The organism is Mesorhizobium sp. C120A, from assembly GCF_030323105.1.
Lineage (GTDB): Bacteria > Pseudomonadota > Alphaproteobacteria > Rhizobiales > Rhizobiaceae > Mesorhizobium.
Window position 1 is genome coordinate 5630134 of record NZ_CP100476.1, and the last position, 25822, is coordinate 5655955.

Here is a 25822-nt window from a genome sequence, read left to right on the forward strand (position 1 = left end):
GAATGCTGCTGTTAGCCAACAACGAAGCATGGCCGGGATTCGAAACCTCGGTGCAAATGCTGCGCGATGGCGCCGTCAGCCTGGACGCGATGGTTGCCGGCATCGGCATGGTGGAGAAAGAGGTCAAGGTTCGCAGCGTCGGTTATGGCGGCTGGCCGAACATGCTGGGCGAGATGGAGTTCGACGCCGGCGTCATGGACGGCAATACAAGAGAGGTCGGTTCAGTCGGCGCCGTGCCAAGGACCTTGGCGGTCGCTGCCCTGGCGCAGCAGGTAATGAAGCGCCTGCCGCATGTGATGCTGACCGGCGAAGGGGCGCGGCGCTTTGCCAGCGAAATCGGTTTTGCCGAAGACGAAGTCTTGTTCGAGGACAGCAAGCGCGTCTGGTGGGTGCGGCTGCAACAGGAACTCACACCGCAACAGCTGGCGAAATTCCCCGATATCGATCTGGCGCCGCTCAGCCGTACTATCACCGATCCCGAGCGGGTCCGCGACACCACCGTCTTCCTGTCGGCGGATGCGCGGCGCGGCATCCATGCCGCGACTTCGACCTCGGGCTGGGCCTGGAAATATCCGGGCCGGCTCGGCGATTCTCCCATTCCCGGCGCAGGCTTTTACGCCGACAGCCGCTATGGCGCGGCGGCGTGCACCCATACCGGCGAGATGACGATGCGCTGCACGACCGCGCGGACCGTCGTGCTGGCCATGAAGCTTGGCCGATCCTTGTCGGATGCGGTCGCGCTGGCGGTCGAGGAACTGGCTGAACTCGACACCGGCTTCCTGGCCGGAGTGGTCATCCACGCCGTGGACGCCGAGCAGAACCACGAGGTGGTGAATTTCAGATGCGAGGGCGAGGTCCGCTACTGGCTCTGGAAGGATTCTATGTCCGCACCCGAATTGCGGGCGGCAAGACGCGTCACTTGAAAATAAGGAGAGGAACCATGAAAACCGTACTGCGTGCCTTCGCCGCGCTGGCCATCGTGGCCGGTTCGGCATTTCCAGCCCTTGCCGGCATGATTGACGACATCCGCTCACGCGGCACCATTCGCATCGGCGTATCGCTCGGCGGCGAGCCGATCGGCTTTCGGGATGCACAAAACAACCCTGTCGGCTACGATGTCGATGTCGCGACGCTGCTGGCGCAAAAGCTCGGCGTGCCGGTCGAGTTCGTCGACGTCTCGGGCGATGCGCGTATTTCCATGCTGGTGTCGGGACAGATCGATGTCGCGGTCGCAAACACCTCGGCAACGCTCGAGCGGGCCAAGACCGTCAACTTCACCATCCCCTACAACCGGGCCGGGCTGCGCGTCATCGTCCAGAAGGATGCCGGGATAACCGACCTCAAGGGGCTCGCCGGCAAGAAGGTTGTCGTCGGCCGCGGCACCACGGGCGAAACCTTCCTCAAGGCAGCCGTGCCGGACGCAGAGCTCGTCTATGTCGACCAGTTCGCGCCCGACGGGGTTCTGCAGCTGCAACAGAAGCGCGTCGATGCGGCGATCGAGGATTCCTCGCTGCTCGATTACCTCGCAACCAAGACACCGAGCCTGGTGACGCTGCCTGGCCTCTATTCCAACGATCCGATCGGCATCGCGGTCGCCAAGGGCGATCCCGAATTCGTCCGCTGGCTCGACATGTTCGTGTCCGACTTCATCCAGTCGGGCACCTACGAGGCGACCTACAAGAAGTGGTGGGGGCCGGGCTCCAACCCGCCGGCGCTCAACCCGCTGTGGTGACACCCACTACCGGCAACCGATCGGCGCACAGTCGAGGCGCCGTCGCAACGATCGCCGATGTCGCGCGGCTGGCAGGCGTGTCGCGTGCCGCGGCCAGCCGTGCGCTGTCGAGCGGACCGCGACCGGTCTCGGCGGACAAACGCGAACGTGTCGTGCAGGCCGCCGCGCAGCTCGGCTACAAACCCAATCTCCTGGCGCAAAGCCTGACCACCAAGACCGTCAATCTGGTTGCCGTCGTGGTCAACCACATTCACGACCTTTCAGATCTCGACCTGTTCGACCGGCTGCTCGACGCAATCCAGTCGATCGGCAAGCAGGTCATCCTCATCCGCATCGGCTCGGCGGAAGGGGTCGAGGATTTTCTGCGCAACGGCGTTGCCTATCATGTCGATGCCGCCGTGGTGTTCTCCGACTTTGCCGATGCAGCGACGGTGCGGCGCATGTTTCGCTCGAACCTGGTCATCATGCTGAACGGACTGCATGACGATCTGTCACCCACCGTCATTCCCGATGAAGGCGTCGGCATCGCCGAGGCCGTGGCGGATGCGGCGGCCAAGCGCGCGCGCACGGCCAGCCTGCTGACCGGCCGTTCGTCCTCGCGAGTCGAACAGCTGCGCATCGGCCACTACCTCGGAGCGTTCCGGCATCATGGAATTGAACTGCTGCAGACGGTCCAGGGAGACTATTCCTACGAGTCGGGCTATGCGGCAGCCGCCGGCCTGACGGGACGCGGCTGTCCCGATGCGGTCTTTTGTACGTCCGACGCGATGGCCATGGGTGTTCTGGATGTCTGCCGGGCGGATTTCCCCGACAGCCGGCCCAGCCGCTTCCGCCTCTATGGCTTCGACAATGTGTCCCTGACCAATTTCGACGCCTACCCGATATCGTCAATCGGCTACGACAAATCAGACTATGTGGGTCATATCGTTGGCGCCCTCTCCAATCCGCAGGTCTTCATGCCCGGCCAGCCGCCTGTCGTTATATTGACCCGGCTGATTTCGCGCTTGACCGCGTAACCAGCGCCGATGTTGGACTGCTTGTCCGGCGTCGATCTCCCAGAGATCGAACGGAGATCGCGCCGGACAATGTACCAGCGCCTACTGCAATTTCGCCTGCAGCGCGTTGACGTCGTCGGTTGTCATTTCACCGTCCGTCGTCACCTTGCCGTCGACGATCTTCCACAACCGGAACGGGCCGGTGATGTCGCCATATTTGTCGAAGCTGACCGGACCGATGACGCCTTCATAGCGGATCGGCTTGCCATTCTTGATCAGGCCGAGCGCCTTGGCGAACTCGTCCTTGCCGGCATAGATCGGTGTGCCGGCAGGATCGACCGCCTTGTACATGGCATCCTTGATCTTGGCTGGATCCTCGGAGCCGGCAATGGCAATGGCGAGACCGACAATGGCGCCGGCATCATAGGAACGGTCGGCTGCCGGGTTCGACGGTTCGATGCCCGAAAACTCCTTGTAGTTTTTCAGGAAATAGTCGGTGGATGCCGTCGGGCTGGTGCCGGAAGAGGTACCATAGGCATCCTTCAGATAATCGGCGCCGACGGATTCGATGAAGTCCGGGCTGTTCATGCCGTCATTGAGCAGGAATTTCTGCACGCCGCCCTGCGATATCCAGGTGCGGGCGACCGTTGCGCCGTCGACCGGCGTGCTGACGAGGTAGAGTCCGTCCGGCTCGCCTCCCATCGCCGCCGTCACTTCCGAAGCATAGCTCGACTGCTTTTCGTTGTAGGGCGTGTCGGAGACGATGGTGCCGCCGAGCGCTTTGTAGGCACGCGAGAATTCGGCCACCATGTTGACGCCGAAGTCGTTGTTGACATGGATGATCGACAGTTTCTTGAAGCCCTTGTCGATGGCGTATTTGGCGGCGGCCACGCCTTGCAGCGCGTCCGACGTGATGGTGCGGAAGAAGATGCCGTTGGTCTTGCCGTCGCGGCCAAGGGCGGTCAGCGTCGGCGAGGATGAAGCCGGCGACACCTGCACGATCTTGGCCGGCCCGGTGACCGAGGTCAAAATCGGGATCGACACCGAGGAGATGATGCCGCCGATGATCACCGGCACCTTCTTGACCTGTACCAGCTGGGTCGCGGCATCGACCGCGATATTGCCCTGGCTCTGGCTGTCGCGCGTGTCGGTTGCGAGATCGCAGCCGCGTACGCCACCGGCTTCATTGATGTCGCGGAAGGCCATTTCGACGGACTTCGCGCCGGCCTGGCCGTATTCGCCGGCCGGACCGGTGAGCTCCATGACCAGGCCGACGGTGATCTTGCAGTCCGCTGCGTGTGCGGCGCCGGCCATCGTCACGAGAGCCAGTGCTGTGGTGATTTGAAGTATCGTCTTCTTCATTGCCGTTCCCCTTTTCTTGTTTGAACTTTTGCCTGTTCAGCCTTCCGGCGCCTGCAGCCAGGTCTCATGCAGATGCCGCCATTCGACGCCGTTTGGTGCCGATGAACTGGTGGTGAAGACCGCACTGGACTGCCGGCGACTGTGTTTGCCGGCGCGCAGTTGCGCCTCGATGTAGAAGATGACGATCGTGTCCGCGTCCTGCCAACCCGGCCTGATGTCCTCGATCGATATGGCAAAACCGTCGTTGCAAGTGGCGCGGCTTGTCCGGACATGATCGACGACCGCGTCGCGATCGAGGATCTGGCCATTCGGCGCCACCATGGTGAGGCCTTCGCCCATGACAGCCTCGAAGCGGCCGAACTCCACAGCGTCGGCTCGCGCGGCGACAAACCAGTCGACGAAGAAGCGATGCAGGTCGACGATTTCAGCGCTGGCACGCGAAAAAAGGGAAGGCTCTCCGCTCATTTCTTCCCCGCATTGAGGTTGTAATGCATGATCGAGCCGTGGCGGCCGTGACGGTCGCGCTCCAGCGTGTAGACATCGCCCGCGAGGCCGGTGCTTTGCGCGAGTACTGCGGCGATCCTGGCACGGTCTTCCGCATCGAGCACGATGTCCATGATCTTGGCATTGGCCAGCGCATGCGCCTGGTTGCGCGCGCCGACAATGACGGCCGCCACTTGTGGCTGTTCGAGCACCCAGGCCGAAGCGATGGTGGCAATGTCGACGCCGTGGCGATCGCCGACCGCTTTCAGCGCCTTGAGCAAGGACTGGAACAGCTCCCAGCCGCCGAAGTCGTCGATGATCAGCTTGTATTTGACCAGCGAGCGGTTTTCGAGCGGCGTGGAGGGCTCGGCCACGCCAAGCCATTTGTCGCTGAGGAAGCCGCCCGCCACCGAGCCGTAGCAGAGGAAGCGGACACCGTTCTTAGCGGCAAGGCCCGCAAGGCTGTTTGCCGGCCGCTGGTCGAGCACTGAATATTGCAGTTGCTGGCTGACCAGCGGGATGCCCGCGGAGAGGATTTCGGCTAGCCTCGGCGTATCGAAATTGGTGGTGCCGAGATTGCGCACCTTGCCTTCCAGCCGAAGCTCGTCGAGCCAACCCATCGCCTCGACGTAACGAGGCTGGTCATAATCCCACCAGTGAAACTGCACGAGATCGATCCGCTCCGTCTTCAGCCTGCGAAGCGACTGATCGACGATGCCCCTGATGTAGTCGCGGCTGATGCTTGCCAGTCGTTCGAGGTCCGGCACCAGCTTGGTGTGCACCTTCATCCTGGCCGCGACATCGAGACCGCGATCGCGCGCCAGCCGCAGGCGCGCGGCGCCGATCAGTTCCTCGACGCCGGTGTAGATGTCGGCGCAATCATAGGTCCAGATGCCGGCATCGAAAGTGGCGATCAGGTCGGTCACCGCCTGGCTGCGGTCGACGGCGCCATGGCCACCGGCGAGCTGCCAGCCGCCGCGGATGACGCGCGAGATCGTATAGCCGGGGCTGAGTTCGATCGTCCTGGCGCTCATCTTTTGTCGGTCTCCTTCGGCAGCGGCACGGCCGTGGTTTCGGCATGGCTGAACCGCCGCTTGGCAAGCCTGACGATGCGGAGCCGGCTGGCGCAATTGGGATCGGGACAGGCGATCTCGGCATCCGAGGTCATCCAGTCATTTGCATGCGTCGGGCGCTGCTTTGCCGCCAGGAGCGGCAACACGGCCGAGATCGAATAGATCGAAAAACCCTGCCCTGCCGGCAGCGAGAGCATTTCGCCCTTGAGTTCGAAATAGTCGCCGGCCCTGGCGCCGCAATAGACCGGCTTGCCCTCGGGGATGACCGCTTCGACGCGCAGATCGAAGAGTTCGAAACTGTCGTCGGCCATTCAGGCCTCCACCAGGCTGAAGGTGATGTCACAGGCGCCGTTGCGGCGGATGAAGCCGCAGGCGGCGGCAAACTGATCGCGCTCTCCGGCAAGCACTTGCGCGACCACGCTGCCGGCCAGCCAGCCGATCGGGAACAGCAGCCGCGCCCCCTGCCCGTAGTACAGGCCGATATCGAAGATGGCATTGGGATTGCCGCCCCACACGCGTGGCGGCACATAGGACAGCACGATATCGCCGGGCTGCGGCGTCAGCGTTGCATTCTCCGGTGGCAAAGACTGGGCATAGGCCTGGCCGTGGAGATCGGCTGACGGAACCGGGCACGAGATTTCCGGTCCTGTCCACATCGCATGGATGCCTGGGATGATGCGTGGCTGCGCCAGATACGCCAGCAGGAAGGCGGCATTCTCCGGCGCCTTTTCGGGCAATAGCAGCGCCGTCACGGAAAGCTTCGAGCGTGGTTCTGTGATGCCGATGGCGGGCTTGGGCATGTCAGTCCTTCGCCGATTGAAGTTTGTCGCGCAGGAAGGCGAAGGGGCGGCTGATGTCGGCTACCAGCGCCTCGCGCGCCGCTTGCGCATCCTGTTTGGCAAGTGCCGCGACAATTCGACGATGATAGTGGGCGGTATCAACCTCGCCTGCCTCGGAGAAGGCATAGATGGCGACGCGGATGCAGGGACCCGATTGAAGCCAGAGGCTTTCGATCATCGGGATCAGCACAGCCGAGCCGCAGCAGCGGTAGATCTCAAAATGGAAGCTCTGGTTGAGCGTCGCTTCGCGATCGATATCCTTCTTGTGCTTCAGGGCCCGCATCTCGTCCCACTCGCCCAGCATGGCTTCGATCGATGCGATCTGGCGCGGGCTCATGCGCCTGGCGGCAAGCGCTATCGCTTCGCCTTCGATGAGGGAGCGGGCACGCAGGAGGTCGTCGATGCGCTCCAGCGTGATCGGCGGCACGCGCACGGAACGGTTGGGCAGCGCCTCCAGCGCCTTTTCCGTGATCAGCCGGCCGAGCGCTTCGCGTACCGGCATGGTCGAGGTGACCAGCGCATCGGCAAGACCACGGATGGTCAGCACCTGGTTTGGCTCGAAAAGGCCACCGATCAGAGCACGGCGCAACTCGGAATAGACGCGATCCTGCACCGTCTCGCGGCCGACCGGCGTAAGCTGGGCTGCGATCGTCTCGTTGTTCTTTTCGATGGCAGCCTTCTGCATTACCGGCATTTGCCCCGTTTTCGGCTTGCGAATGAAATTAAAGCCGAATAGCGTGATCAAAGCAAGTGTGATCACAAATCAAAAATCAGGAGGCGACAACGATCGTCTTCGGCCAGAGGGTTTGATGAGCGATGCAGCGGAGCGCCAACGGCAGGAGACCCGTGCGCCAGTTCTGACGGCACGAAACGTCGTCAGGCGTTTTGGCGGCCTTGTCGCCGTCAACGATGTCTCGTTTGATGTCAAAGCGGGCGAAATCCTCGGCCTGATCGGGCCGAATGGCGCCGGCAAGACGACGATGTTCGATCTGTTGGCGGGCAGCATATTGCCAACCAGCGGCGATATCCTGCTCAATGGCACGCGCGTCTCCGGCGAAGCCGCTCATCTGCGTATCGGCCGTGGTCTTGGCCGCACCTTCCAGATCCCGCGCCCCCTGCCCAATCTGACGCTGATCGAAAACATCATGCTGGCGGCGCAGGGCCAAGCCGGCGAAAAATTGCTCGCCAACTTCGTCACGCCGTGGCGAGTGGCGGCACAGGAAAGAGCAGCCAGGGCAAAGGCACTCGAGCTGCTCGAGCTCGTCTCGCTCGCTCGGCTGGCGCACGAACCGGCGCGCGTGCTTTCCGGCGGTCAACGCAAGCTGCTCGAACTCGCCCGCGTCATGATGGCCGATCCGGCGATCATCCTGCTCGACGAACCGGCCGCCGGCGTCAACGCGACGCTGCTCGAGATCATCATCGACCGCATCCGCGACATCAACGCGCACGGCATCACCTTTCTGCTGATCGAGCACAATATCGACATGGTGACGCGGCTCTGCCATCGCGTCCTCGTCATGGCGAGCGGCCAGTTGCTCAGCGAAGGCACGGCGGAAGAGGTCGCCCGCGACCCGCGCGTCATCGAGGCCTATCTCGGAGGTGCGGCATGAGCGAAACTGTCCTCAACGTCCGCAATCTCGAGGCCGGCTATGAGCCCGGCGTGCCGATTGTGCGCGGCGCCTCGATCACCGTCGGCAAGGGGGAGATCGTCGTCGTGCTCGGCCCCAACGGCGCCGGCAAGTCGAGCTTCATCAAGGCGATCGCCGGCCTTGTCCCGATCACCGGCGGCACCGTATTTCTGGACGGCAAGGACATCACCGCCGCTCCCGCGCACACCATGGTTCGGCTCGGCCTGGCCTTCGTACCGCAGACGGAGAACATCTTCCCGCTAATGTCGGTCGAGGACAATCTGAAGGTCGCCTGCGGCATCCTCGAGCGACGCGAAATCCCTGCCCGCATCGAGGAAATGTATGCGGCCTTCCCCGACCTCGTCCGCCAGCGCCGCACCGCCGCCGGCAATCTGTCGGGCGGACAGCGGCAGATGCTCGCCGTCGCACGTGCGCTGATCGTCCATCCCAAGGTGCTGCTGCTCGACGAGCCATCGGCCGGCCTCTCGCCGAAATTCGTATCGATGGTGTTCGAGATGCTGGCCGGCATCCGCAGGTCCGGCGTCACCATCCTGCTGGTCGAACAGAACGCCAAGGCAGCGCTGGCCATCGGCGACCGCGCCTATGTGCTGGTCGAAGGCAAGGACCGGCACGAGGGTGTGGCGTCCGAATTGTGGAACGATCCTGTCGTCGCCGAACTCTATCTCGGCCAACGCCCTCACGCCGGCAAGGGAGGCGCGGCATGAGCCTGCAATTTGTCGTCGATGGGTTGCTGACCGGTTCGATGATCGGCCTCGGCGCCATTGGCGTGACGCTCACCTATTCGATCCTGCGCTTCTCGAACTTCTCCCATGGCGACTTCATGGCCTGGGGCACCTATGCGACGCTCGCCGTCGTGAGCACCATCGGCGCGATGTTCGGCAAGGTGGAGCCCATTGGACCGCTGTCCTTCGGCTGGTCGCTGCTGGTTGCGCTGGTTGTCGGCATGACTTTCACCGCCCTGCTGGCGCTGTTGCTCGACAAGGTGCTGTTTTCGCGGCTGCGCTCGCAGGGGCAAGCCATCATCGTGGTGATGGCGAGCTTCGGCGCCTCGATGGCGCTGCGCAGCCTGCTCGAATTCACCTTCAGCTCACGCCCGACCTATTTCAGCCGGGCGATCCAGATCGCCATGCCGGTCGGCTTCGGCATCCGCATCACGCCCGATCAGATCGCGCTGCTGCTGCTGACCGCAGTGCTGGTGCTCGGCGTGCATCTGTTGATGACACGCACGCAGACCGGCCGCTCCATGCAGGCGCTGAGCCAGAATGCGGCCCTGGCCCGCATCGTCGGCATCGATGTTGCCTCCGTGGTGCGCGTCACCTGGATCATCGGCGGGGCGCTGGCCTGTGTGGCCGGCGTGATGATCGGCATTCTGGTGCAGATCCGCCCGTTCATGGGCTTCGACATGCTGCTACCGATGTTCGCCGCCGCCATCCTGGGCGGCATCGGCAGCATACCGGGCGCCGTGCTCGGCGGCCTGATCATTGGCCTTGCCGAAGCCGGTGCGGTGCAGCTGATCGGCGCCGAATGGCGCGCCGCAATCTCCTTCATCATCCTGATGGCGGTGCTGTTCGTGCGGCCGATCGGCCTGTTTGGTGTGAGGGAACGCTGATGGACCTGCTCGGCTACGGCGCCTTCTTCCTGACCACCGCACTGATCTTTTCGCTGGTCACACTGGGGCTCAATCTGCAGTGGGGGCTGACTGGCCTTTTCAATGTCGGTCTTGCCGGTTTCGTCGCCATCGGCGCCTATACATCGGCGCTGCTCACGACCCCGGACGATGCCGCGCGCTTCGGCGGCTTCGGTCTGCCGATCCTGGCCGGCTGGGCGGGCGCCATGATCGTCGGCGGTATCGCCGCAGCAATTACCGGCATGGCCACGCTGCGTCTGCGATCAGACTACCTGGCGATCACCACCTTCGGCGTCGCCGTCGTCGTGCAGCTGGTCGCGCTCAACGCGCAAAAACTCACGGGCGGCCCGTTCGGCATCGGTTTCATCCCGCGCCCGTTCGGCGGCCTTGCCGAAACGCCGCTGTTGTTCAACGTGTCGAACCTCGCCGTCGTTTCGGCTGTGACGCTGATCGCCTATCTCGCTCTGGAGCACCTGTCGCGCAGCCCCTGGGGCCGCGTGCTCAAGGCGCTGCGCGAGGACGAGCGAGCGGCGATTTCGCTGGGCAAGAGCGCGCGCTTCTACCGCGTCCAGGCCTTTGCCGTCGGCGGCGCCATCATGGCGCTGGCCGGCGCTTTGCAGGCGCATTTCACCGGCTTCATCGCGCCCGATAACTATCTGCCGATCCTGACCTTCCAGGTCTGGGTGATGCTGATCGTCGGCGGCTCGGGCAGCAATGCCGGCGCCATTGCCGGCAGCATCCTGGTCTGGGCGATATGGGCGGGGTCGGGCACGCTGACCAGCGTGCTGTTTGCGCCCGAGCAGCAAGCACGCGCGGCCTCGCTGCAGATCGTCGCCATCGGCGTCATGCTCTGCGTCATCCTGCTGATCCGGCCGAACGGATTGTTCGGCGACCGGCCGCGCCGGCCGAAGCCCGGCAAACAGACAAAGGCGGCGGCCAGCGAGAACGAGGCCGGACCATGAATGCCATGATCCGGCAAGACGTGCATGGCGTTTCACTCTGGCATGCCGTCAGCCGCAACCGCCGCGACCGGGGCACGCTGCAAGGCGGGCTCGACGTCGATCTCGCAATCGTTGGCGGCGGCTTTTCCGGCCTGTCGACGGCATTGCATGCCGCCGAGAAGGGGCTTTCGGTCGCGGTCCTCGAAGCCGAATTCATTGCCTGTGGTGCGACCGGCCGGAATGCCGGCTTCGTCGTTCCGAACTTTGCCAAGCGGGATCCAGACGACATCATCACCGAACTCGGACCCGAGCGCGGCGGGAGGCTGATCGATTTCGCCGCGGGAAGCGCTGACCTGGTCTTCGGCCTGATCAAGCGGCATGGCATCGAATGCGACGCTGTGCAGAATGGTTGGATCCAGCCGGCGCATTCGTCCGCCGCGCTGGAAAAGACGCGATCGCGCGCCGAGCAATGGGCGGCGCGGGGCAGGCCGACCGTAACGCTCGATGCCAAGGCGGTCACGACGCTCACCGGTATCGGCGGCTACGCCGGCGGTTGGATGGATAACTCGGGCGGCGTCCTCAATCCGGTCGAGTATGCGCGCGGCCTGGCCGATGCCGCCGAAAAAGCCGGCGCGCGGATCTTCGAGCAGACGCGCGTCGCTTCCATCGACCGCGCTGCGGATGGCTGGACCTTGACGACCGCATCCGGCGCCGTGCGTGCGGGCAAGGTGGTGATCGCCACCAACGCCTATGGCGGGGCACTGAACCGGACACTGGCGCGGACCTATATCCCGCTGAAAGTCTTCCAGATCGCCACTGCGCCGCTGTCGCGGGCCATACGCGCGCGCCTGCTGCCCGGCGGCCAGGGCGTTGGCGACACCAGGCGCAACCTGTTCACGTGCCGCTTCGATGGCCAGAACCGGCTGATCAGCGGCGGCATGCATGTCGTCGGAGCCGGCGCTGAGACGCGCATGCCGCAAACGATTTGGCGACGGCTCGCCAGGCATCTCGATTTGCCTGACCTGCCGCCGCTTGCCTACAGCTGGACAGGCGTGGCGGCGGTGGTGCCGGATTTCCTGCCGCGTCTCATCGACCTCGGCCCGGGCCTGATCGCCGGCTTCGCCTGCAACGGTCGCGGCATCGCCATGACCACGGCAATGGGCAAAGTGCTGGCGGACTGGGCGAGCGGAACGGACGCCCGATTTCTGCCGCTCCCCTTCGCACCGCCAGCGCCGATCCCGCTGCACAACCTCGTGCGCTATGCACCGAATATGCTGCTCCCCTGGAGCATCCTGCGCGACCGGCTGGATTAGACAGCCAAGCCAGGTGATCCTCCTGCCGGCGCGCTCACAGCGACCCGAAAAGGACCGCCACACCTTCCGCAATCGATGACCGTGGTGGCCCAAGAGGATATAGTCAGATCCCCTCCCCATCCAGCCGCATCTACTCCGCAGCCTGAACCCGATTGGCCTGGATGACCGCCCGGATCTCGGACCGGCAGGAGCCGCAATTGGTGCCGGCCTTCAGGGCGCCGCCTATGGCTTCGACTGTCGCGCACCCGGCTGCCACTGCCGCCGCGATCTGGTTGACCCCGACGCTGAAACAGGAGCAGACGGTCGCGCCCGCATCGGGCCGATCGGCGCCGGCGCGACCGGCGACGATCCTGAAGCGTTCGCGTTGGCTGGTGTGAACCTCCTGGAGTTGCTGTGCCGCCCAACCCCGCGAAACCGCCACCGGTCCCGACGCGATAAACAAAGCCCCGGCGAGGTGCTGGTCGTCGAAGGCAGCAATACGATGCTGGCCGGTATCGCGGTCGTGATAAGCGAGCGTATCGGCTACGGGAACATCGAAAAGCGAACCAGCAAAACCAGCCCAGTCGATGTCGTCGTCAGCAAAGGCAAGCTCCACCCGCCAGCCGCCCTTGCATTTGGCCACGGCCCAGTAATCTGCTGCGACCGCCACCGGCTTGCGGCGCACCACGGCGAAGCCGAAGGCTCTCGCGGCGAACTTCTCGATGCGGGCGCCGACATGTTTCAGCGCAGGCTGACCGGAAACCGGATCGGTCAGAGGCGCGGTCAGCGTGTCGAGCCGGCCTTTTGCCGAAAACTGGTCAGTCCAGTGCATCGGCGCAAACACGCTGCCCTGGCGCTGGCGTGCCGTCACCAGCGCGCGCACCAGCACATCGCCGCGCGGGCTGGAGACGCGCACGATGTCGGCGTCGCCAATGCCGTGATGCGTGGCATCCGCGGGGTGGATCTCGACGAAGGGCTCGGCCATGTGCTGGGAGAGACGTGGGCTTTTCCCAGTGCGGGTCATCGTGTGCCAATGGTCGCGAACACGGCCGGTGTTGAGGATCAGCGGATAGTCCGGGCTGGTGCGTGTCTCGACGATGGGACGAATGGCGATGAAGCGGGCCTTGCGGTCGGGATTGTAGAAATTGCCGTTGGCGAAGAAGCGGGTGCTGGAAGGGTCAAGTCCCGCTTGAACACCCCCCTCTGTCCTGCCGGACATCTCCCCCGCAAGGGGGGAGATTGGCAGCTTTGACGCCGGCATATCTTCTGCATCGTTGGTAATTGGCGAAGGCCGAGGCGACGGCTGATCTCCCCCCTTGCGGGGGAGATGGCCGGCAGGCCAGAGGGGGGTGGCTGTGCTCGGCGCCGGCCACTGGAACGGAGCCAATTCTTCATAGGCGTCGGCATCGATCGCACCATAAGCGCCGATATCGAAATCCCGCGCGCCGTCATTCTCGAAACCCGACAGCGCGGCGTGTTCGGCGAAAACCTCCGCCGGCGTCACATGCGCAAACGCCTCGCCAAACCCCATCCGCTTGCCCACCTCGGCAATGATCTGCCAATCCGGCCGCGCCTCGCCGGGCACCGCAAGAAAGCTGCGCTGGCGCGAGATGCGGCGCTCTGAATTGGTCACGGTGCCGTCCTTCTCGCCCCAGGCGGCGGCGGGTAGCCGCACATGGGCGTGACGCACGGTGTCCGTGCTCGCCAGCACATCCGAAACCACGACAAACGGGCAGGCCTTGATCGCCGCCTCGACGGCATCGGCATCCGGCATCGAGTCGACCGGGTTGGTGGCCATGATCCACAATGCCTTGATGCGGCCGGCGGCGATCGCCTGAAACATCTCGACCGCCTTCAGACCGGGCTTTGGGGCGACGGCCGGCGCATTCCAGAAACGCTGCACGCGGTCACGGTGCTCGGGGTTTTCGATCTCCATATGGGCGGCCAGCATATTGGCCATGCCGCCGACCTCGCGGCCGCCCATGGCGTTGGGCTGGCCGGTCACTGAAAACGGTCCTGCCCCAGGTTTGCCGATGCGGCCGGTGGCGAGATGGCAGTTGATGATGGCGTTGACCTTGTCGGTGCCCGAAGACGACTGGTTCACTCCCTGGCTGTAGACAGTGACGGTTTTCGCAGTCGCGGCGAACAGGTTGTAGAAGCGGGTGAGCTCGTCCTCGCTCAGGCCGGTGGCGGCGGCAATGCCGGCAAGGTCGAGCGCCGATGCGGCGAAGAGAGCTTGGCCGAAGCCGGTCGTGTGTGCGGTCACATAGCCGCGGTCGAGTGCGTTGTGCTGGCCGAGCCAGGCGAGCAGACCAGTGAACAAAGCAACGTCGCCATCCGGCGCGATCGCCAGGTGAATGTCGGCGATATCAGCGGTCATGGTGCGGCGCGGGTCGACCAGCACGACCTTCATCTCCGGTCGTTTTTCCCGGGCCGCCGCGATGCGCTGGAAGAGCACGGGATGGCACCAGGCGAGATTGGAGCCGACCAGCACGATCAGGTCGGCGAGCTCGAGATCCTCGTAGGTGCCGGGCACGGTGTCGGAGCCGAAGGCGCGGCGGTGGCCGGCAACCGAGGAGGCCATGCATAGCCGCGAATTGGTGTCGATGTTGGCCGAGCCGATGAAGCCCTTCATCAGCTTGTTGGCGACATAGTAGTCTTCGGTCAGCAACTGGCCGGAGACATAGAAGGCGACGGAGTCAGGACCGTGCTCGGCGATGGTTTGCGAAAAGGTCGAAGCGACGCGGTCGAGCGCCTCGTCCCAGCCGGCACGGCGACCGTGGATTTCGGGGTAGAGCAGCCTGCCGTCGAGGTCGATGGTTTCGGCCAGGGCCGAGCCCTTGGAGCAGAGCCGGCCGAAGTTCGCTGGATGGTCGGGGTCGCCGCGGACGCTGACTTCACCGTCCGCGGCGACTTTCGCCAGCACGCCGCAACCCACCCCGCAATAGGGGCAGGTGGTCCTCACCTCGCGCGCTTCGCCCAGTTCCATGCTTCAGGCCGCGCGGCTGGCCAGCGCTTTCAGCGCAATGAACAGGAGCTCGCCCTCGATCCGCACAGGAATGGTGCGCACGGCGCCCTCGTCGGCGCCGAGCGCCTTGCCCGTCTCCAGCGAGATGACCCAATTGTGCAAGGGACAGGTGACGGCGGTGCCGTGGACGATGCCTTGGCTCAGCGGCCCACCTCTGTGCGGGCAATGATCGTCGATGGCATAGACCTGATCGTCCTGCGTGCGGAAGACGGCGATCTTGCCCTCGGGTGTGTCGACGCAGCGCGCGCCACGCCGCGGGATGTCGGAGAGTGAGCCGATCGATATCCAGTCCATTTTGATCACTCCGCCGCCTGCGCAAACCCGACAGAAGCCATTGGCCGGAACTCGTGCTTGTCCTTGCCGGAGACGCGTTCCGACCACGGGTCGACCTGGGCGAATTTCTGGCTGAAGACGAAGCGCTCGTAATAGGCCTTGCGCTTTGCACCGTCGTCCATGATCTGGCGCTTGATCTCGGGGATGCCGATGCGCTTGGCCCATTTGTAGATGCGCTCGAGATAGCGGCCCTGCTCGCGATACATCTGCGTCAGCGCCACGATATGCTCCAGCGCCTCGTCCTCGGTCTTGACCAGGCCAAGCACTTCGGTGCCCTTGATGTCGAGGCCGGCGGCGCCGGCGAAATGGATCTCGTAGCCACTGTCGACACAGATCACGCCGACATCCTTGCAGGTCGCCTCGGCGCAGTTGCGCGGACAGCCCGACACCGCCATTTTGACCTTGGCCGGGGTCCACGAGCCCCACATGAATTTCTCGATGCGAATGCCGAGGCCGGTCGAATCCTGCGTGCCGAAGCGGCACCAGTCGGAGCCGACACAGGTCTTCACCGTGCGCAGGCCCTTGGCGTAAGCATGGCCTGAGACGAAGCCGGCCTGGCCGAGATCGGCCCACACCGCCGGCAGATCCTCCTTGCGGATGCCCAGCATGTCGATGCGCTGGCCGCCGGTGACCTTGACCATCGGTATCTCGAACTTGTCGACGACGTCGGCGATGGCGCGCAGTTCGGCGGCGTTGGTGACGCCGCCCCACATGCGCGGCACCACCGAATAGGTGCCGTCCTTCTGGATGTTGGCGTGGACGCGTTCGTTGATGAAGCGCGACTGATAGTCGTCGGCGTAATCGTTCGGCCAGTCGCAGACGAGGTAGTAGTTGAGCGCCGGCCGACATTTTGCGCAGCCGCAGGAGGTCGTCCATTCCAGCTCCTGCATGACGGCGGGAATGGTCTTCAGGCTCTTGGCGATGATCAGCCGGCGCACCTCGTCATGGCCGAGCGTGGTGCAGCCGCACATCGGTTGCACGGCGGCCGGGTTGTATTTGTCGCCGATGGTCAGCACCATCAGCTTCTCGACCAGCCCGGTGCACGAACCGCAGGAAGCCGATGCCTTGGTGTGGGCGCGCACGTCGTCGAGCGAAGCCAGGCCCTTGGCCGTGATCGCGCCGGTGATCTTTCCCTTGCAAACGCCGTTGCAGCCGCAGATTTCCGCATCATCCGGCAAGGCTGCAACGGCCGCCATAGGGTCCAGCGGGGCACCCCCCTGGTAGGACTGGCCGAAGATGAGCGTGTCGCGCATCTCCGATATGTCGGTCTGCTTCTTCTTGAGATCGTTGAACCAGGCCCCATCCGCCGTCTCGCCATAAAGCACGGTGCCGATGATGCGGTCGTCCTTGAGCACAAGGCGCTTGTAGACGCCGGCGGCGGCATCGCGCAGCACGATCTCCTGGCGGTCCTCGCCTTCGGCGAAGTCGCCAAGCGAGAACAGGTCGATGCCGGTGACCTTGAGCTTGGTCGGCGTGTCCATGTGGACGAAGGCCGCTGCCTCGTTGCCGGCCAACTGGTTCGCGGCAACGCGCGCCATCTCGTAGAGCGGCGCGACCAGCCCGTAGACCTGGCCGTTGACCTCGGCGCATTCGCCGAGCGCGTAGACGTCGGGGTCGTTGCTGCGCATGCCGGCATCGACGACAATACCACGATTGACGGCTATGCCGGCCTCCTTGGCCAGCGCCGCATTCGGCCGGATGCCGACCGCCATCACCACCAGCGTTGCCGGGATGATGGTGCCGTCGGCAAGCTCCACCTGCCCGACCTTGCCGTTGCCGGTGATCGCCTGGGTGTTGGCCTTGGTGATGACCTTGATGCCGCGCTGTTCCACCGCGCGCTGCAGGAGATAGCCGGCGGCTGGATCGAGCTGACGCTCCATCAATGTCGGCATGACATGCAGCACGGTGACGTCCATGCCTTGGGCGTTCAAACCTGCTGCCGCCTCCAGCCCGAGCAGGCCGCCGCCGATGACCACGGCCTTGGCGCGCGACTGGGCGGCAAGCATCATGGCCTGAACATCGTCGAGGTCGCGATAGGTCAGCACGCCCGGCAGATCGTGACCGGGCACCGGAATGATGAAAGGCACTGATCCGGTGGCGATGACGAGCTTGTCGTAAGGCTCGGTGACGCCGTGGTCGGAGGTGACGGTCTTGGCCGCCCGGTCGATGGCGACGATCTTGTGACCCTTGTAGAGGGTGATGTTGTTGGCGATGTACCAGCCGTCGCCGTGGATGATGATTTCCTCATAGGCCTTTTCGCCGGAGAGAACCGGCGACAGCATGATGCGGTCGTAGTTCACCCGCGGCTCGGCGTTGAAGATGGTCACGGTGTAGCGGCCCGGCGCCTGTTCGAGCAGATGCTCCAGCATGCGCCCAGGGGCCATGCCGTTGCCGATGATGACGAGCTTTTCGGTCATGGCGTTACTCCGCGGCTTCGACGAAGCGATGACGTTCATAGAGGAACTTCAGCACCGCTTCGCGGCAGCGCAAAAAGGTGCGGTCGGAAGAGAGTTCGACGCGGCGACGCGGCCGTGCCAGCGGCACCGCAAGCACCTCGCCGATGGTCGCCGCCGGACCGTTGGTCATCATGACGATGCGATCGGACAACAATACCGCCTCGTCGACATCGTGGGTGATCATGATCGTCGTCGAGCCGAGCCTGGAATGGATGTCCATGACCGCGTCCTGAAGATGGGCGCGCGTCAGCGCGTCGAGTGCACCGAACGGCTCGTCGAGCAACAGGATCTTCGGCTCCATGGCAAGCGCCCGGGCAATGCCGACGCGCTGCTTCATGCCGCCCGATATTTCGGCCGGCCGCTTGTCCTTGGCATGGGCCATCTGCACGAGATCAAGATTGCGCCTGATCCAGTCATGCCGTTCGGTCCTGCTCTTGGAACGACCAAAGACTTTCGACACCGCCAGGCTGATGTTTTCGTAGACGGTGAGCCATGGCAGCAGGCTGTGGTTCTGGAACACCACGGCGCGCTCGGGTCCGGGGCTGTCGACCTCCTTGTTTTCAAGCAGCACGGCGCCGGCGGAAACCTTGGTCAGCCCGGCGATCAGATTGAGCAAGGTCGACTTGCCACAGCCGGAATGGCCGATGATGGAGACGAATTCGCCCTTGTCGATGGTCAGCCTGATGTCCTTGAGCACCTCGCTGACCTGACCGCCGCGGGCAAAGGATTTGTCGATATGGTCGAGCTTCAGATAGGCCGTCATCGCCCTCTCCTCACTTTGCCGTTGTGCCGCGGGTGACGAAAGCGCCGACCGCAGCGACCAGGCGGTCGAGGCAGAAACCGGTGACGCCGATATAGGCGAGCGCGACGATGATGTCGGGCAGCCGCGACGAGTTCCAGGCGTCCCAGATGAAGAAGCCGATGCCGACGCCGCCGGTCAGCATTTCGGCGGCGACGATGGCGAGCCAGGACAGGCCGATGCCGATTCTGAGGCCGGTGAAGATGTAGGGTGCGGCGGCCGGAACCATGATCTTGACGAAGAATTCGAACTGGTTGAGCCGCAAGATGCGTGAGACGTTGCGGTAGTCTTCCGGAATGTTTCGCACGCCGACGGCGGTGTTGATGATGATCGGCCAGATCGAGGTGATGAAGATAACGAACAGCGCCGACGGGCTGGAATCGCGGAAAGCAGCCAGCGACAGCGGCAACCAGGCCAGCGGCGGCACGGTGCGCAGTATCTGGAACACCGGATCGAGGCCACGCATGGCCCAGATCGACTGGCCGACCAGGGCGCCGAGCGCGACGCCGACGATCGCCGCCAGGCCGAAGCCGATGGCGACGCGCTGCAGAGAGATCAGCACCCGCCACGCAAGGCCGATATCCTGCGGGCCGTTGTTGAAGAACGGATGCGCGATCAGGTCATAGGCCTCGTTCCACACCTGGCTGGGCGGCGGCAGGCTGGCGGTCGGCGACGAGCAGGCGATCTGCCACACGACCAGCATGAAGGCGATAACGATGACCGGCGGCACCAGGGCGGTGGCCAGCCTGCCGGCGATCGCGATCGGGTCGAAGCGGCGCCGCGCTTTGGCGGTGAAAGCGATGACCGCGGCAGGCTTCGCGGGGAACGCCTTCACCGTGGTTTCCTCAATGGCTTGGATGGACATGTCTGAGTATAACTCCGGGGTCGATGCGGGCGACAAGCGGCGAAGCGCCGTTGCGCTGGGGGCGACAAACGGCGCAACGCGCCGTTTGCGCCGGTCAAGCCGATGCCTTGATCTTCAGGCTGTCGAGATAGGCCGACGGGTTGGCCGGGTCGAAAATCTTGCCGTCGAAGAATGTCTCGACGCCACGCGACGACGAGGCCGGAATATCGGCTGCGGCAACGCCGAGATCCTTCGCCGCCTCGCGCCAGATATCCTCGCGATTGACCTGATCGACCAGCGTCTTGATGTCGGTGGTCGGCGCGAATTTTCCCCAACGGATGTTTTCGGCGAGGAACCAGCTGTCGTGGCTCTTGTAGGGATAGGAGACGCCACCCTTCCAGAATTTCATGTAGAGGTCAGTGCCGGTGGCCACGCGGCCATTGCCGTAGTTGATGTCGCCCTTGAGGCGGCCGATAATGTCGGCGACAGGCACGTTCATCCATTGCCGCTTGCCGATGATGGCGGCCATCTCGTCCTTGTTCTCCGTGGCCTCACACCATTGCTGGGCCTCCATGACGGCCATCACGATCGCCTTGGTGGCGTTCGGGTATTTGTCGATGAATTCGGCGCGGAGGCCGAGCGCCTTTTCGGGATGACCCTTCCACAGTTCGCCGGTGGTGGCGGCGGTGAAACCAACGCCCTGGTGGACGAGCTGTTCGTTCCACGGTTCGCCAACGCAGAACACGTCCATGTTGCCGACTTTCATGTTGGCGACCATCTGCGGCGGCGGCACGACAATGGTCGAGACGTCCTTGTCGGGATCGATGCCGCCGGCGGCAAGCCAGTAACGGAGCCACAAATCATGGGTCCCGCCCGGGAACGTCATGGCGGCCTTGATTTCCTTGCCGGCCGCCTTCTTGGCGGCGAAGGCGTCCTTCAGCTTGGAGGCGTCGAGCCCGACACCGGTGCCGGCGTATTCCTGCGCAACCGAAATGCCCTGGCAGTCGTAGTTGAGCCGCGCCACGATAGCCATCGGCATCGGCTGGTTGTTCTGCGTCACCTTGCCGGTGTGCATGAGATAGGGCAGCGGCGTCAGGATGTGAGCGCCGTCGATGCCGTTGGCTTCGCCGCCGAGCATCAGATTGTCGCGCGTCGCGCCCCAGGAGGCCTGCTTGATCACCTCGACGTCGGGCATGCCGAACTTGGCGAACAGCCCCTTCTCCTTGGCGATCATCAGCGGCGCCGCGTCGGTCAGCGCGATGAAGCCGAGCTTGGCGCCGGTGACCTCCGGAGCGGTCGTGGCGGCATAGGCGCCCGAGGGGAAGAGCTTGCGGGCCGCCACGAACAGGCCGGCCGTCATGGCGCTGCTGACAAGAAAATCGCGGCGCGTCACATCCTTGAGCGATGTTCCCGTCCCGATCCATTTTCCTATTTTTTCTTTCATCGTGATCTCCGGTTGAACGCTTCGTCGAGTGGCCCAAAACAAAAAAGCCGCCGTCCAGGCCTCGCGCGTCCGTACATCCGGGATCGCGTCGTTGACCTGAGCGGCAGCTTTGCCTGTGGCGCCCGCCATTGGACGCCTGTTCCGTGACCCGCGAAGGGTCTGGCTAATTCAAAGCAGGAACCGTGCCAGTTCTGAGTGAAACGAAAAACCTAAATGAAATCAACATTACGCGCCAGACGCCGGCACGTGAGGCGACATCGCAAGCAGGTCAAAGATTGTTCATTACAGCAATCGCACGCACATTTTTTGTGCAATGCACAAGAATGGCGCGAGAATGATCAGGCTTCCGCGCGAGCGACTTTCTGGCGCGCTATATAGCCGTCGATCTCGTCGGGGTCGAAGGTCTGACCGTCGAAGAAGCCGTCCGGCCCAAGCACCAAGCCTGCCCCAGTCGCACCGACAGCCGTGGCGACCTTAAGCGCGCCCTCGACCTTCGCATTGGCGCCGGGAAGTGCAACGCCAAGCGGCTTTAGCGCCGAGCGGTAGAGGTCCGGACGGTAGCAGTCACGGGCGATAGCAAGGTTTTCCGGCGTGTGCTCGACATGCCCCCAGCGCACCATCTGCGTATAGAACCACAGCGCATGGCTCTTCCACGGAAAGTTCGCCGCCTTGTCGAAGGGCAGGAAGAAGTCGTCGACATCCAGTTCGGCGCCGCCGCCCAGTTCAAGATGGCCGGTCAGGATCGGCATCTGGACAGCTGGTGGCAGGCCCAGGAAGCCAGCTTGAGCCATCACACCAGCCAGTTCGGCGTGGTTGCCCGGATCCTGGCACCAGCGCGCCGAATGATGCAGCGCGCGCAGCAATGCTGCCAGCGCGACCGGGTTCTCCTGCGACCAGGCCTTGCGCACGCCGATCACCTTCTCCGGACTGTTGCGCCACAGCAGCGCCTTGACGGTGACGATATGGCCGGTGCCGGCGGCGACCGAGGCGCTGTTCCAGGGCTCGCCCACGCAGTAGCCGTCGATCCGCCCGGCGACCAGCGCATCGGCCATGAAGGGCGGTGGCACGATGACGATCTCGATCTCGCGCTCCGGATCGATGCCGCACCCGGCAAGCCAGTAGCGCAGTTCGTAATTATGCCCCGAATGCGGGTGCACCACGGCAAAGCGCAGCGGATCGCCGCCAGCCCTGGCGCGCTCGCGAATGAACGCACGAAGGGCTGCGCCCGCCCGCGCGGGCTCGAGATCGGGTATGGCGCCGTGTGCCGCCATGCCTTCCCAGACGGCGTTGGAGATGGTGACGCAATTTCCGCCAAGCCCGAGCGAAAACGGCACGATGGTCTCGGAAGCAAGCGGCGTCAGCCCGAGATTGCAGGCGAGCGGCATCGGCCCCAGCATGTGCGCCAGGTGGAAATGGCCGATGGCGATGCGGTCGCGGATGTTGGCCCAGGAGGTCTCGCGGTGCAGTGTGAGATCGATGCCCTCGCGTGCGGCAAATCCAAGCTCACCCGCCGCAACCAGCACGGCACTGTCGAAGAGCGGCATGAAGCCGGCGGTGATCTGGTGCTCGGCGCTCATGCTCATTCGTCCTCCGACGGCCCGAGCAGCCCGGCGGCAGTCACCAGGCTCTGGGCAATGTCGCCGATCTTGCGGTTCTGGTTCATCGCCGTCTTGCGCAGGAGCGTGTAGGCGGCCTCTTCGGTCAGGCCGCGCGACTTCATCAGGATGCCCTTGGCACGGTCGATCACCTTGCGGCTCTCAAGCTCCCCTCGAACCTCTTCCAGCTCGCGCGCCATGCGCGAGAAAGCGTTGAAGCGGCTGACCGCCATGTCCAGGATCGGCTTGACGCGCTCTTGCCTGAGGCCGTCGACGACATAGGCCGAAACGCCGGCATCGACCGCCGCTTCGATCGATGCCTGGTCCGATCGGTCGACGAACATGGCGATCGGCCGCTTCACCGCACGCGACAGCTGGAACATGTTTTCCAGCATGTCGCGGTTCGGGTTTTCCAGGTCGATGACGATGACGTCCGGCTCGATCTCGGCGATGCGCCGCGCAATGCCGGTCACGTCGTGGATGACGGTGACCCGCTCATGGCCGGCCTCGCGCAAACCTGCCTCGATGATCGCGGCGCGGATACGGTTTTCGTCGATGACCAGGACGGCGAGTGAGCTGCGGACCATGCGTGCATTGTGGGCAAGGTCGCAAAATTGTGCAATGCGGCATGGTCACAGGCTCCCGCCGCGGAGCAACCGACGACCGACAACGACCCGGTCTAGGTGGTCGGGACAAGGAACGCAGCGCAACGCTGGCGCTGGTGATGACAGCCTTGCCGGTCGCCTGGTGCCCTACCCAACGGTCTAGGTGCGATGAGACTTGCACTGCAACATCGGCTTGTTAAAGGTGGGGGCAACGACGGACATAGCTGTCCTTGCTCGCCGATCTGACCGGAAGGTTACCGCACGATGCTGCTCATGAAACGACGATTGGGAGCCAGCAAGCTGGCGCGCCCGGCACGGCGTCTCGGAGGCCTGACGACGATGTTTGCCCTGATTGCCGGGCCGCTCATCCTTGGCATCGCCCTCCTGCTGGCTGGCCCGGCACAGGCGCAGTCACCGGCCGCCGTCGCGCCCGACAAGGTCAAACAGCTGTTCGAGCTTCTCGACGATCCGTCGGTGAAGGCCTGGGTGGCCGAGCAACGAAATCCGGCCGCTGGATCAACGGAAGCGCCTGCCGAGACTAGCGCTCCGCCGGCCGACGCCGTGGCCGCACCGGGCCAGATGAATACTATGGCATCCTCGACGCTCGATCGGATCAAGCATCACATCGAAAAGATCGTGCGAACCTTGCCTTCGCTGCCGGACCAGTTCGCGCGCGTCCGGGCCAATACCATGGACGATATGTCCAGCAAGGGCCCCGTCAGCATATTGGTGCTGATTGCGATCTTTATCGCTGCCGGCCTGGCGCTCACCTGGGCAATATACAAGCTCACCCGTCCATTTCGTCTTTGGATCATCGCGCAACCCAGAGATACGCCCATCGGGCGGGCCAAGAAGATCGGCGGCCGCACGCTTTATTCCAGCATGATGATCGGCTCGTTCGCGCTGGGCAGCGCCGGTGCGTTCATGCTGTTCGACTGGCCAGCGCTCATCCGCGAGATTGTGCTGACATTTCTGATGGCTGCGGTCTTTACGTGGGCTGTGCGCCTATACGTGATGGCCACACTCGTCCCTTCTTTCATGGAGGTCGAGCACGCCATCGAGGTTCGTGCCCTGCCGATCACCGACGGAGCTGCTGACCATTGGGCTTATTGGCTGCCCCGGATCGTCGGCGTTTTCGCCTTCTTCGCCGCCGCGTTTGTCCTCTTGCCGGGTCTCGGCATAGACCAGGACGGAATGATGGTCCTGTCCGTCGGCGCCGATTTCATATTGCTGTTGCTCTTCCTGCTGGCCATTTGGCGTCGGCCAAGAACGCAGCGAGACGGCGCGCGCCACAGCGGTCACACGGCAGTGACATGGTTGTTGACGGCTTATTTCGTCGTTCTGTTCCTCGAACGCATTGCCGGCCTCTACACATTCTTCTGGTTTACCTTCACCGCATTCTTCCTGCCTTTGGCAATTGTGCTGACAGAGCGCGGGGTTAATTTCGTCCTGCGGCCCGGTTCGGAAGATGCGGGCCGGCCGACGATCCCGGCGGTGACGATCGCTGTCATCGATCGCGGTATCCGGATGATTTTCATCCTCGCGGCGGCTTACCTTCTCGCACGCGTACTGGGCCTGGACATGCAATCCATGCGCGGCAGCGATACGACCACCATGCTCATATTGCGCGGCTTGATCAACGTCGTGGTCATTGCCCTTGCTGCCGATTTCGGCTGGTCGATCATCAAAGCCTTGATTGAACGAAAGCTGGGCGTCGCGATACCGCAAGCGGTGGTGAGCGAAGAAGACATCCTCACCCTCGATCCGCATCAGGCGCGGCTGCACACGCTGTTGCCGATCATCCAGAACATTCTGCTAGCAGTGATCATCGTGATGGCGGTGCTGATGATGCTCGCTTCGATCGGCATCCAGATCGGCCCGCTGATCGCCGGCGCCGGCGTCGTCGGCGTCGCGGTGGGTTTTGGCGCGCAAACCATCGTCAAGGACGTGATCTCTGGCGTGTTTTATCTGCTCGACGATGCTTTCCGTGTCGGCGAATACATTTCATCGGGCAGCTACAGGGGTACGGTGGAGAGCTTTTCGCTGCGCTCGGTGAAGCTGCGCCACCATCGTGGTCCGCTGTTCACGATACCTTTCGGCGAACTCGGCGCCGTGCAGAACCAGAGCCGTGACTGGGTCACCGACAAATTCAACATCACCGTTGGCTATGACACCGATATCGACTTTGCTCGCAAACTGATCAAGCGAATTGGCCTGGAACTGGCGGAAGATCCGGAGTTCAAACACTGGGTGATCGAACCGATCAAGATGCAGGGGGTGCAGGAGTTCGGCGAGTACGGCATCGTCTTGAGGGTCAAGGTCACGACCAGACCTGGAGGCGCCTTCAGCATGAAAGGCAGGTTCTTCTTGCGCCTCCGCCAGGCCTTCAAGGAGCAGGGCATCGAGCTCCCATTCCCGACCGTTCACGTCCAGGGGCTGCAAGACCCGCATGGGACAGAGAATGCGCCTTTGGAGATCACACCCGAATTACGAATGGCCGTCGCCCAGTCGCACACCAATCGGCGCAGAAAAAAAGCGAGCACAACGGAGTAGGACGCCGTGATACCGGCCGGCCGCAACACGGCTTTCCGCGCAAAACCAGGACCCACGACACCACGCTAGTCGGAACTGCCGATAGCGGTGACGCGATCGCCGCCAACCAGCACCAGCGTGGCGTTTCTGAGGCCAAGCTTGACGAAAAGAGCAGATACGCTGGCCTTTCCGC

At 63.8% G+C, this 25822-nt stretch carries 23 protein-coding genes; 9 read left to right on the forward strand and 14 right to left on the reverse strand.

All coding sequences use genetic code 11. The features are described from left to right. The first annotated feature begins 2 nt into the window (after nucleotides 1-2). The 3 genes from NL532_RS27590 to NL532_RS27600 are packed head-to-tail and all read left to right on the forward strand — an operon-like array spanning nucleotide 3 to nucleotide 2748. Nucleotides 3-923 carry an isoaspartyl peptidase/L-asparaginase gene (locus tag NL532_RS27590; protein ID WP_031202556.1) on the forward strand — a complete coding sequence of 307 codons (921 nt, stop codon included), beginning with the start codon at nucleotides 3-5 and terminating at the stop codon, nucleotides 921-923. Between the two features lie 17 nt (nucleotides 924-940). Then, nucleotides 941-1732, forward strand: a complete 792-nt coding sequence (locus NL532_RS27595; RefSeq protein WP_023667863.1) for a transporter substrate-binding domain-containing protein — start codon at nucleotides 941-943, stop codon at nucleotides 1730-1732. After that, complete coding sequence (locus NL532_RS27600; RefSeq protein WP_023827979.1) at nucleotides 1726-2748, forward strand: LacI family DNA-binding transcriptional regulator; 1023 nt, start codon at nucleotides 1726-1728, stop codon at nucleotides 2746-2748. The genes NL532_RS27595 and NL532_RS27600 overlap by 7 nt, the downstream gene beginning before the upstream one ends. A gap of 81 nt (nucleotides 2749-2829) precedes the next feature. Here NL532_RS27600 and NL532_RS27605 read toward each other — a convergent pair whose 3' ends face one another. Genes NL532_RS27605 through NL532_RS27630 form a run of 6 tightly spaced genes read right to left on the reverse strand, consistent with a single transcriptional unit; the run spans nucleotide 2830 to nucleotide 7169 of the window. Next, complete coding sequence (locus NL532_RS27605; protein WP_023827978.1) at nucleotides 2830-4089, reverse strand: ABC transporter substrate-binding protein; 1260 nt, start codon at nucleotides 4087-4089, stop codon at nucleotides 2830-2832. 36 nt (nucleotides 4090-4125) lie between these two features. Then, nucleotides 4126-4554 carry a hypothetical protein gene (locus NL532_RS27610; protein ID WP_023827977.1) on the reverse strand — a complete coding sequence of 143 codons (429 nt, stop codon included), beginning with the start codon at nucleotides 4552-4554 and terminating at the stop codon, nucleotides 4126-4128. Continuing rightward, entirely contained in the window at nucleotides 4551-5606 is a 1056-nt protein-coding gene (locus tag NL532_RS27615; protein WP_023827976.1) for an aldo/keto reductase, read from the reverse strand. The genes NL532_RS27610 and NL532_RS27615 overlap by 4 nt, the downstream gene beginning before the upstream one ends. After that, nucleotides 5603-5956 (reverse strand): TIGR04076 family protein, encoded by a 354-nt coding sequence (locus NL532_RS27620; RefSeq protein WP_023732249.1) that lies wholly within the window; start codon nucleotides 5954-5956, stop codon nucleotides 5603-5605. The genes NL532_RS27615 and NL532_RS27620 overlap by 4 nt, the downstream gene beginning before the upstream one ends. Next, the gene (locus tag NL532_RS27625; protein WP_023827975.1) at nucleotides 5957-6445 is read right to left on the reverse strand and encodes a DUF3830 family protein; all 489 of its coding nucleotides are present in this window, start codon (nucleotides 6443-6445) and stop codon (nucleotides 5957-5959) included. Nucleotide 6446: 1 nt separating this feature from the next. Further along, entirely contained in the window at nucleotides 6447-7169 is a 723-nt protein-coding gene (locus NL532_RS27630; RefSeq protein WP_023686960.1) for a GntR family transcriptional regulator, read from the reverse strand. Between the two features lie 124 nt (nucleotides 7170-7293). Between NL532_RS27630 and NL532_RS27635 the strand changes: the two genes are divergently transcribed. The 5 genes from NL532_RS27635 to NL532_RS27655 are packed head-to-tail and all read left to right on the forward strand — an operon-like array spanning nucleotide 7294 to nucleotide 12014. Further along, entirely contained in the window at nucleotides 7294-8094 is an 801-nt protein-coding gene (locus tag NL532_RS27635; RefSeq protein ID WP_023686959.1) for an ABC transporter ATP-binding protein, read from the forward strand. Continuing rightward, a complete protein-coding gene (locus NL532_RS27640; protein ID WP_023686958.1) occupies nucleotides 8091-8837 on the forward strand; it encodes an ABC transporter ATP-binding protein in 747 nt (248 codons plus the stop codon). The genes NL532_RS27635 and NL532_RS27640 overlap by 4 nt, the downstream gene beginning before the upstream one ends. Continuing rightward, the gene (locus NL532_RS27645) at nucleotides 8834-9742 is read left to right on the forward strand and encodes a branched-chain amino acid ABC transporter permease (protein ID WP_023682690.1); all 909 of its coding nucleotides are present in this window, start codon (nucleotides 8834-8836) and stop codon (nucleotides 9740-9742) included. Before NL532_RS27640 ends, NL532_RS27645 begins: the two co-directional genes overlap by 4 nt. After that, nucleotides 9739-10722 (forward strand): branched-chain amino acid ABC transporter permease, encoded by a 984-nt coding sequence (locus tag NL532_RS27650; RefSeq protein WP_023686957.1) that lies wholly within the window; start codon nucleotides 9739-9741, stop codon nucleotides 10720-10722. Before NL532_RS27645 ends, NL532_RS27650 begins: the two co-directional genes overlap by 4 nt. After that, on the forward strand, nucleotides 10719-12014 hold the full coding sequence (locus tag NL532_RS27655) for an NAD(P)/FAD-dependent oxidoreductase (RefSeq protein ID WP_023686956.1): 1296 nt from the start codon (nucleotides 10719-10721) through the stop codon (nucleotides 12012-12014). Before NL532_RS27650 ends, NL532_RS27655 begins: the two co-directional genes overlap by 4 nt. 130 nt (nucleotides 12015-12144) lie before the next feature. Here the strand turns inward: NL532_RS27655 and NL532_RS27660 are convergent, their stop codons facing one another. The 8 genes from NL532_RS27660 to NL532_RS27695 form a co-directional block, all read right to left on the reverse strand. Further along, on the reverse strand, nucleotides 12145-14982 hold the full coding sequence (locus NL532_RS27660; RefSeq protein WP_023823560.1) for a nitrate reductase: 2838 nt from the start codon (nucleotides 14980-14982) through the stop codon (nucleotides 12145-12147). Between the two features lie 3 nt (nucleotides 14983-14985). Further along, complete coding sequence (nirD, locus tag NL532_RS27665; protein WP_023686954.1) at nucleotides 14986-15315, reverse strand: nitrite reductase small subunit NirD; 330 nt, start codon at nucleotides 15313-15315, stop codon at nucleotides 14986-14988. Nucleotides 15316-15320: 5 nt separating this feature from the next. Then, nucleotides 15321-17771, reverse strand: a complete 2451-nt coding sequence (gene nirB / locus NL532_RS27670; protein WP_023708118.1) for a nitrite reductase large subunit NirB — start codon at nucleotides 17769-17771, stop codon at nucleotides 15321-15323. A 4-nt stretch (nucleotides 17772-17775) separates the two neighbouring features. Beyond that, entirely contained in the window at nucleotides 17776-18573 is a 798-nt protein-coding gene (locus tag NL532_RS27675; RefSeq protein ID WP_023827974.1) for an ABC transporter ATP-binding protein, read from the reverse strand. A gap of 10 nt (nucleotides 18574-18583) precedes the next feature. After that, nucleotides 18584-19474 (reverse strand): nitrate ABC transporter permease, encoded by an 891-nt coding sequence (gene ntrB, locus NL532_RS27680; protein WP_023682697.1) that lies wholly within the window; start codon nucleotides 19472-19474, stop codon nucleotides 18584-18586. Nucleotides 19475-19568: 94 nt separating this feature from the next. Continuing rightward, nucleotides 19569-20897 carry a CmpA/NrtA family ABC transporter substrate-binding protein gene (locus NL532_RS27685; protein WP_023667844.1) on the reverse strand — a complete coding sequence of 443 codons (1329 nt, stop codon included), beginning with the start codon at nucleotides 20895-20897 and terminating at the stop codon, nucleotides 19569-19571. A gap of 338 nt (nucleotides 20898-21235) precedes the next feature. Next, a complete protein-coding gene (locus tag NL532_RS27690; RefSeq protein ID WP_031202552.1) occupies nucleotides 21236-22474 on the reverse strand; it encodes a CmpA/NrtA family ABC transporter substrate-binding protein in 1239 nt (412 codons plus the stop codon). A gap of 2 nt (nucleotides 22475-22476) precedes the next feature. Then, complete coding sequence (locus tag NL532_RS27695; RefSeq protein ID WP_023667842.1) at nucleotides 22477-23079, reverse strand: ANTAR domain-containing response regulator; 603 nt, start codon at nucleotides 23077-23079, stop codon at nucleotides 22477-22479. 282 nt (nucleotides 23080-23361) lie between these two features. On the opposite strand from NL532_RS27695, the gene NL532_RS27700 reads away from it, so the two are divergent. Next, nucleotides 23362-25650, forward strand: a complete 2289-nt coding sequence (locus tag NL532_RS27700) for a mechanosensitive ion channel family protein (RefSeq protein ID WP_245270155.1) — start codon at nucleotides 23362-23364, stop codon at nucleotides 25648-25650. The last annotated feature ends 172 nt before the right edge of the window (nucleotides 25651-25822 follow it).

Bases quoted from the DNA above. Each gene is read 5' to 3' on its own strand.
- NL532_RS27590 (WP_031202556.1), top strand. From the start codon at position 3: ATGCTGCTGTTAGCCAACAACGAAGCATGGCCGGGATTCGAAACCTCG.
- NL532_RS27595 (WP_023667863.1), top strand. From the start codon at position 941: ATGAAAACCGTACTGCGTGCCTTCGCCGCGCTGGCCATCGTGGCCGGT.
- NL532_RS27605 (WP_023827978.1), bottom strand. From the start codon at position 4,089: ATGAAGAAGACGATACTTCAAATCACCACAGCACTGGCTCTCGTGACG.
- NL532_RS27610 (WP_023827977.1), bottom strand. From the start codon at position 4,554: ATGAGCGGAGAGCCTTCCCTTTTTTCGCGTGCCAGCGCTGAAATCGTC.
- NL532_RS27615 (WP_023827976.1), bottom strand. From the start codon at position 5,606: ATGAGCGCCAGGACGATCGAACTCAGCCCCGGCTATACGATCTCGCGC.
- NL532_RS27620 (WP_023732249.1), bottom strand. From the start codon at position 5,956: ATGGCCGACGACAGTTTCGAACTCTTCGATCTGCGCGTCGAAGCGGTC.
- NL532_RS27625 (WP_023827975.1), bottom strand. From the start codon at position 6,445: ATGCCCAAGCCCGCCATCGGCATCACAGAACCACGCTCGAAGCTTTCC.
- NL532_RS27630 (WP_023686960.1), bottom strand. From the start codon at position 7,169: ATGCAGAAGGCTGCCATCGAAAAGAACAACGAGACGATCGCAGCCCAG.
- NL532_RS27635 (WP_023686959.1), top strand. From the start codon at position 7,294: ATGAGCGATGCAGCGGAGCGCCAACGGCAGGAGACCCGTGCGCCAGTT.
- NL532_RS27640 (WP_023686958.1), top strand. From the start codon at position 8,091: ATGAGCGAAACTGTCCTCAACGTCCGCAATCTCGAGGCCGGCTATGAG.
- NL532_RS27645 (WP_023682690.1), top strand. From the start codon at position 8,834: ATGAGCCTGCAATTTGTCGTCGATGGGTTGCTGACCGGTTCGATGATC.
- NL532_RS27655 (WP_023686956.1), top strand. From the start codon at position 10,719: ATGAATGCCATGATCCGGCAAGACGTGCATGGCGTTTCACTCTGGCAT.
- NL532_RS27660 (WP_023823560.1), bottom strand. From the start codon at position 14,982: ATGGAACTGGGCGAAGCGCGCGAGGTGAGGACCACCTGCCCCTATTGC.
- nirD (WP_023686954.1), bottom strand. From the start codon at position 15,315: ATGGACTGGATATCGATCGGCTCACTCTCCGACATCCCGCGGCGTGGC.
- nirB (WP_023708118.1), bottom strand. From the start codon at position 17,771: ATGACCGAAAAGCTCGTCATCATCGGCAACGGCATGGCCCCTGGGCGC.
- NL532_RS27675 (WP_023827974.1), bottom strand. From the start codon at position 18,573: ATGACGGCCTATCTGAAGCTCGACCATATCGACAAATCCTTTGCCCGC.
- ntrB (WP_023682697.1), bottom strand. From the start codon at position 19,474: ATGTCCATCCAAGCCATTGAGGAAACCACGGTGAAGGCGTTCCCCGCG.
- NL532_RS27685 (WP_023667844.1), bottom strand. From the start codon at position 20,897: ATGAAAGAAAAAATAGGAAAATGGATCGGGACGGGAACATCGCTCAAG.
- NL532_RS27690 (WP_031202552.1), bottom strand. From the start codon at position 22,474: ATGAGCGCCGAGCACCAGATCACCGCCGGCTTCATGCCGCTCTTCGAC.
- NL532_RS27695 (WP_023667842.1), bottom strand. From the start codon at position 23,079: ATGGTCCGCAGCTCACTCGCCGTCCTGGTCATCGACGAAAACCGTATC.
- NL532_RS27700 (WP_245270155.1), top strand. From the start codon at position 23,362: ATGCTGCTCATGAAACGACGATTGGGAGCCAGCAAGCTGGCGCGCCCG.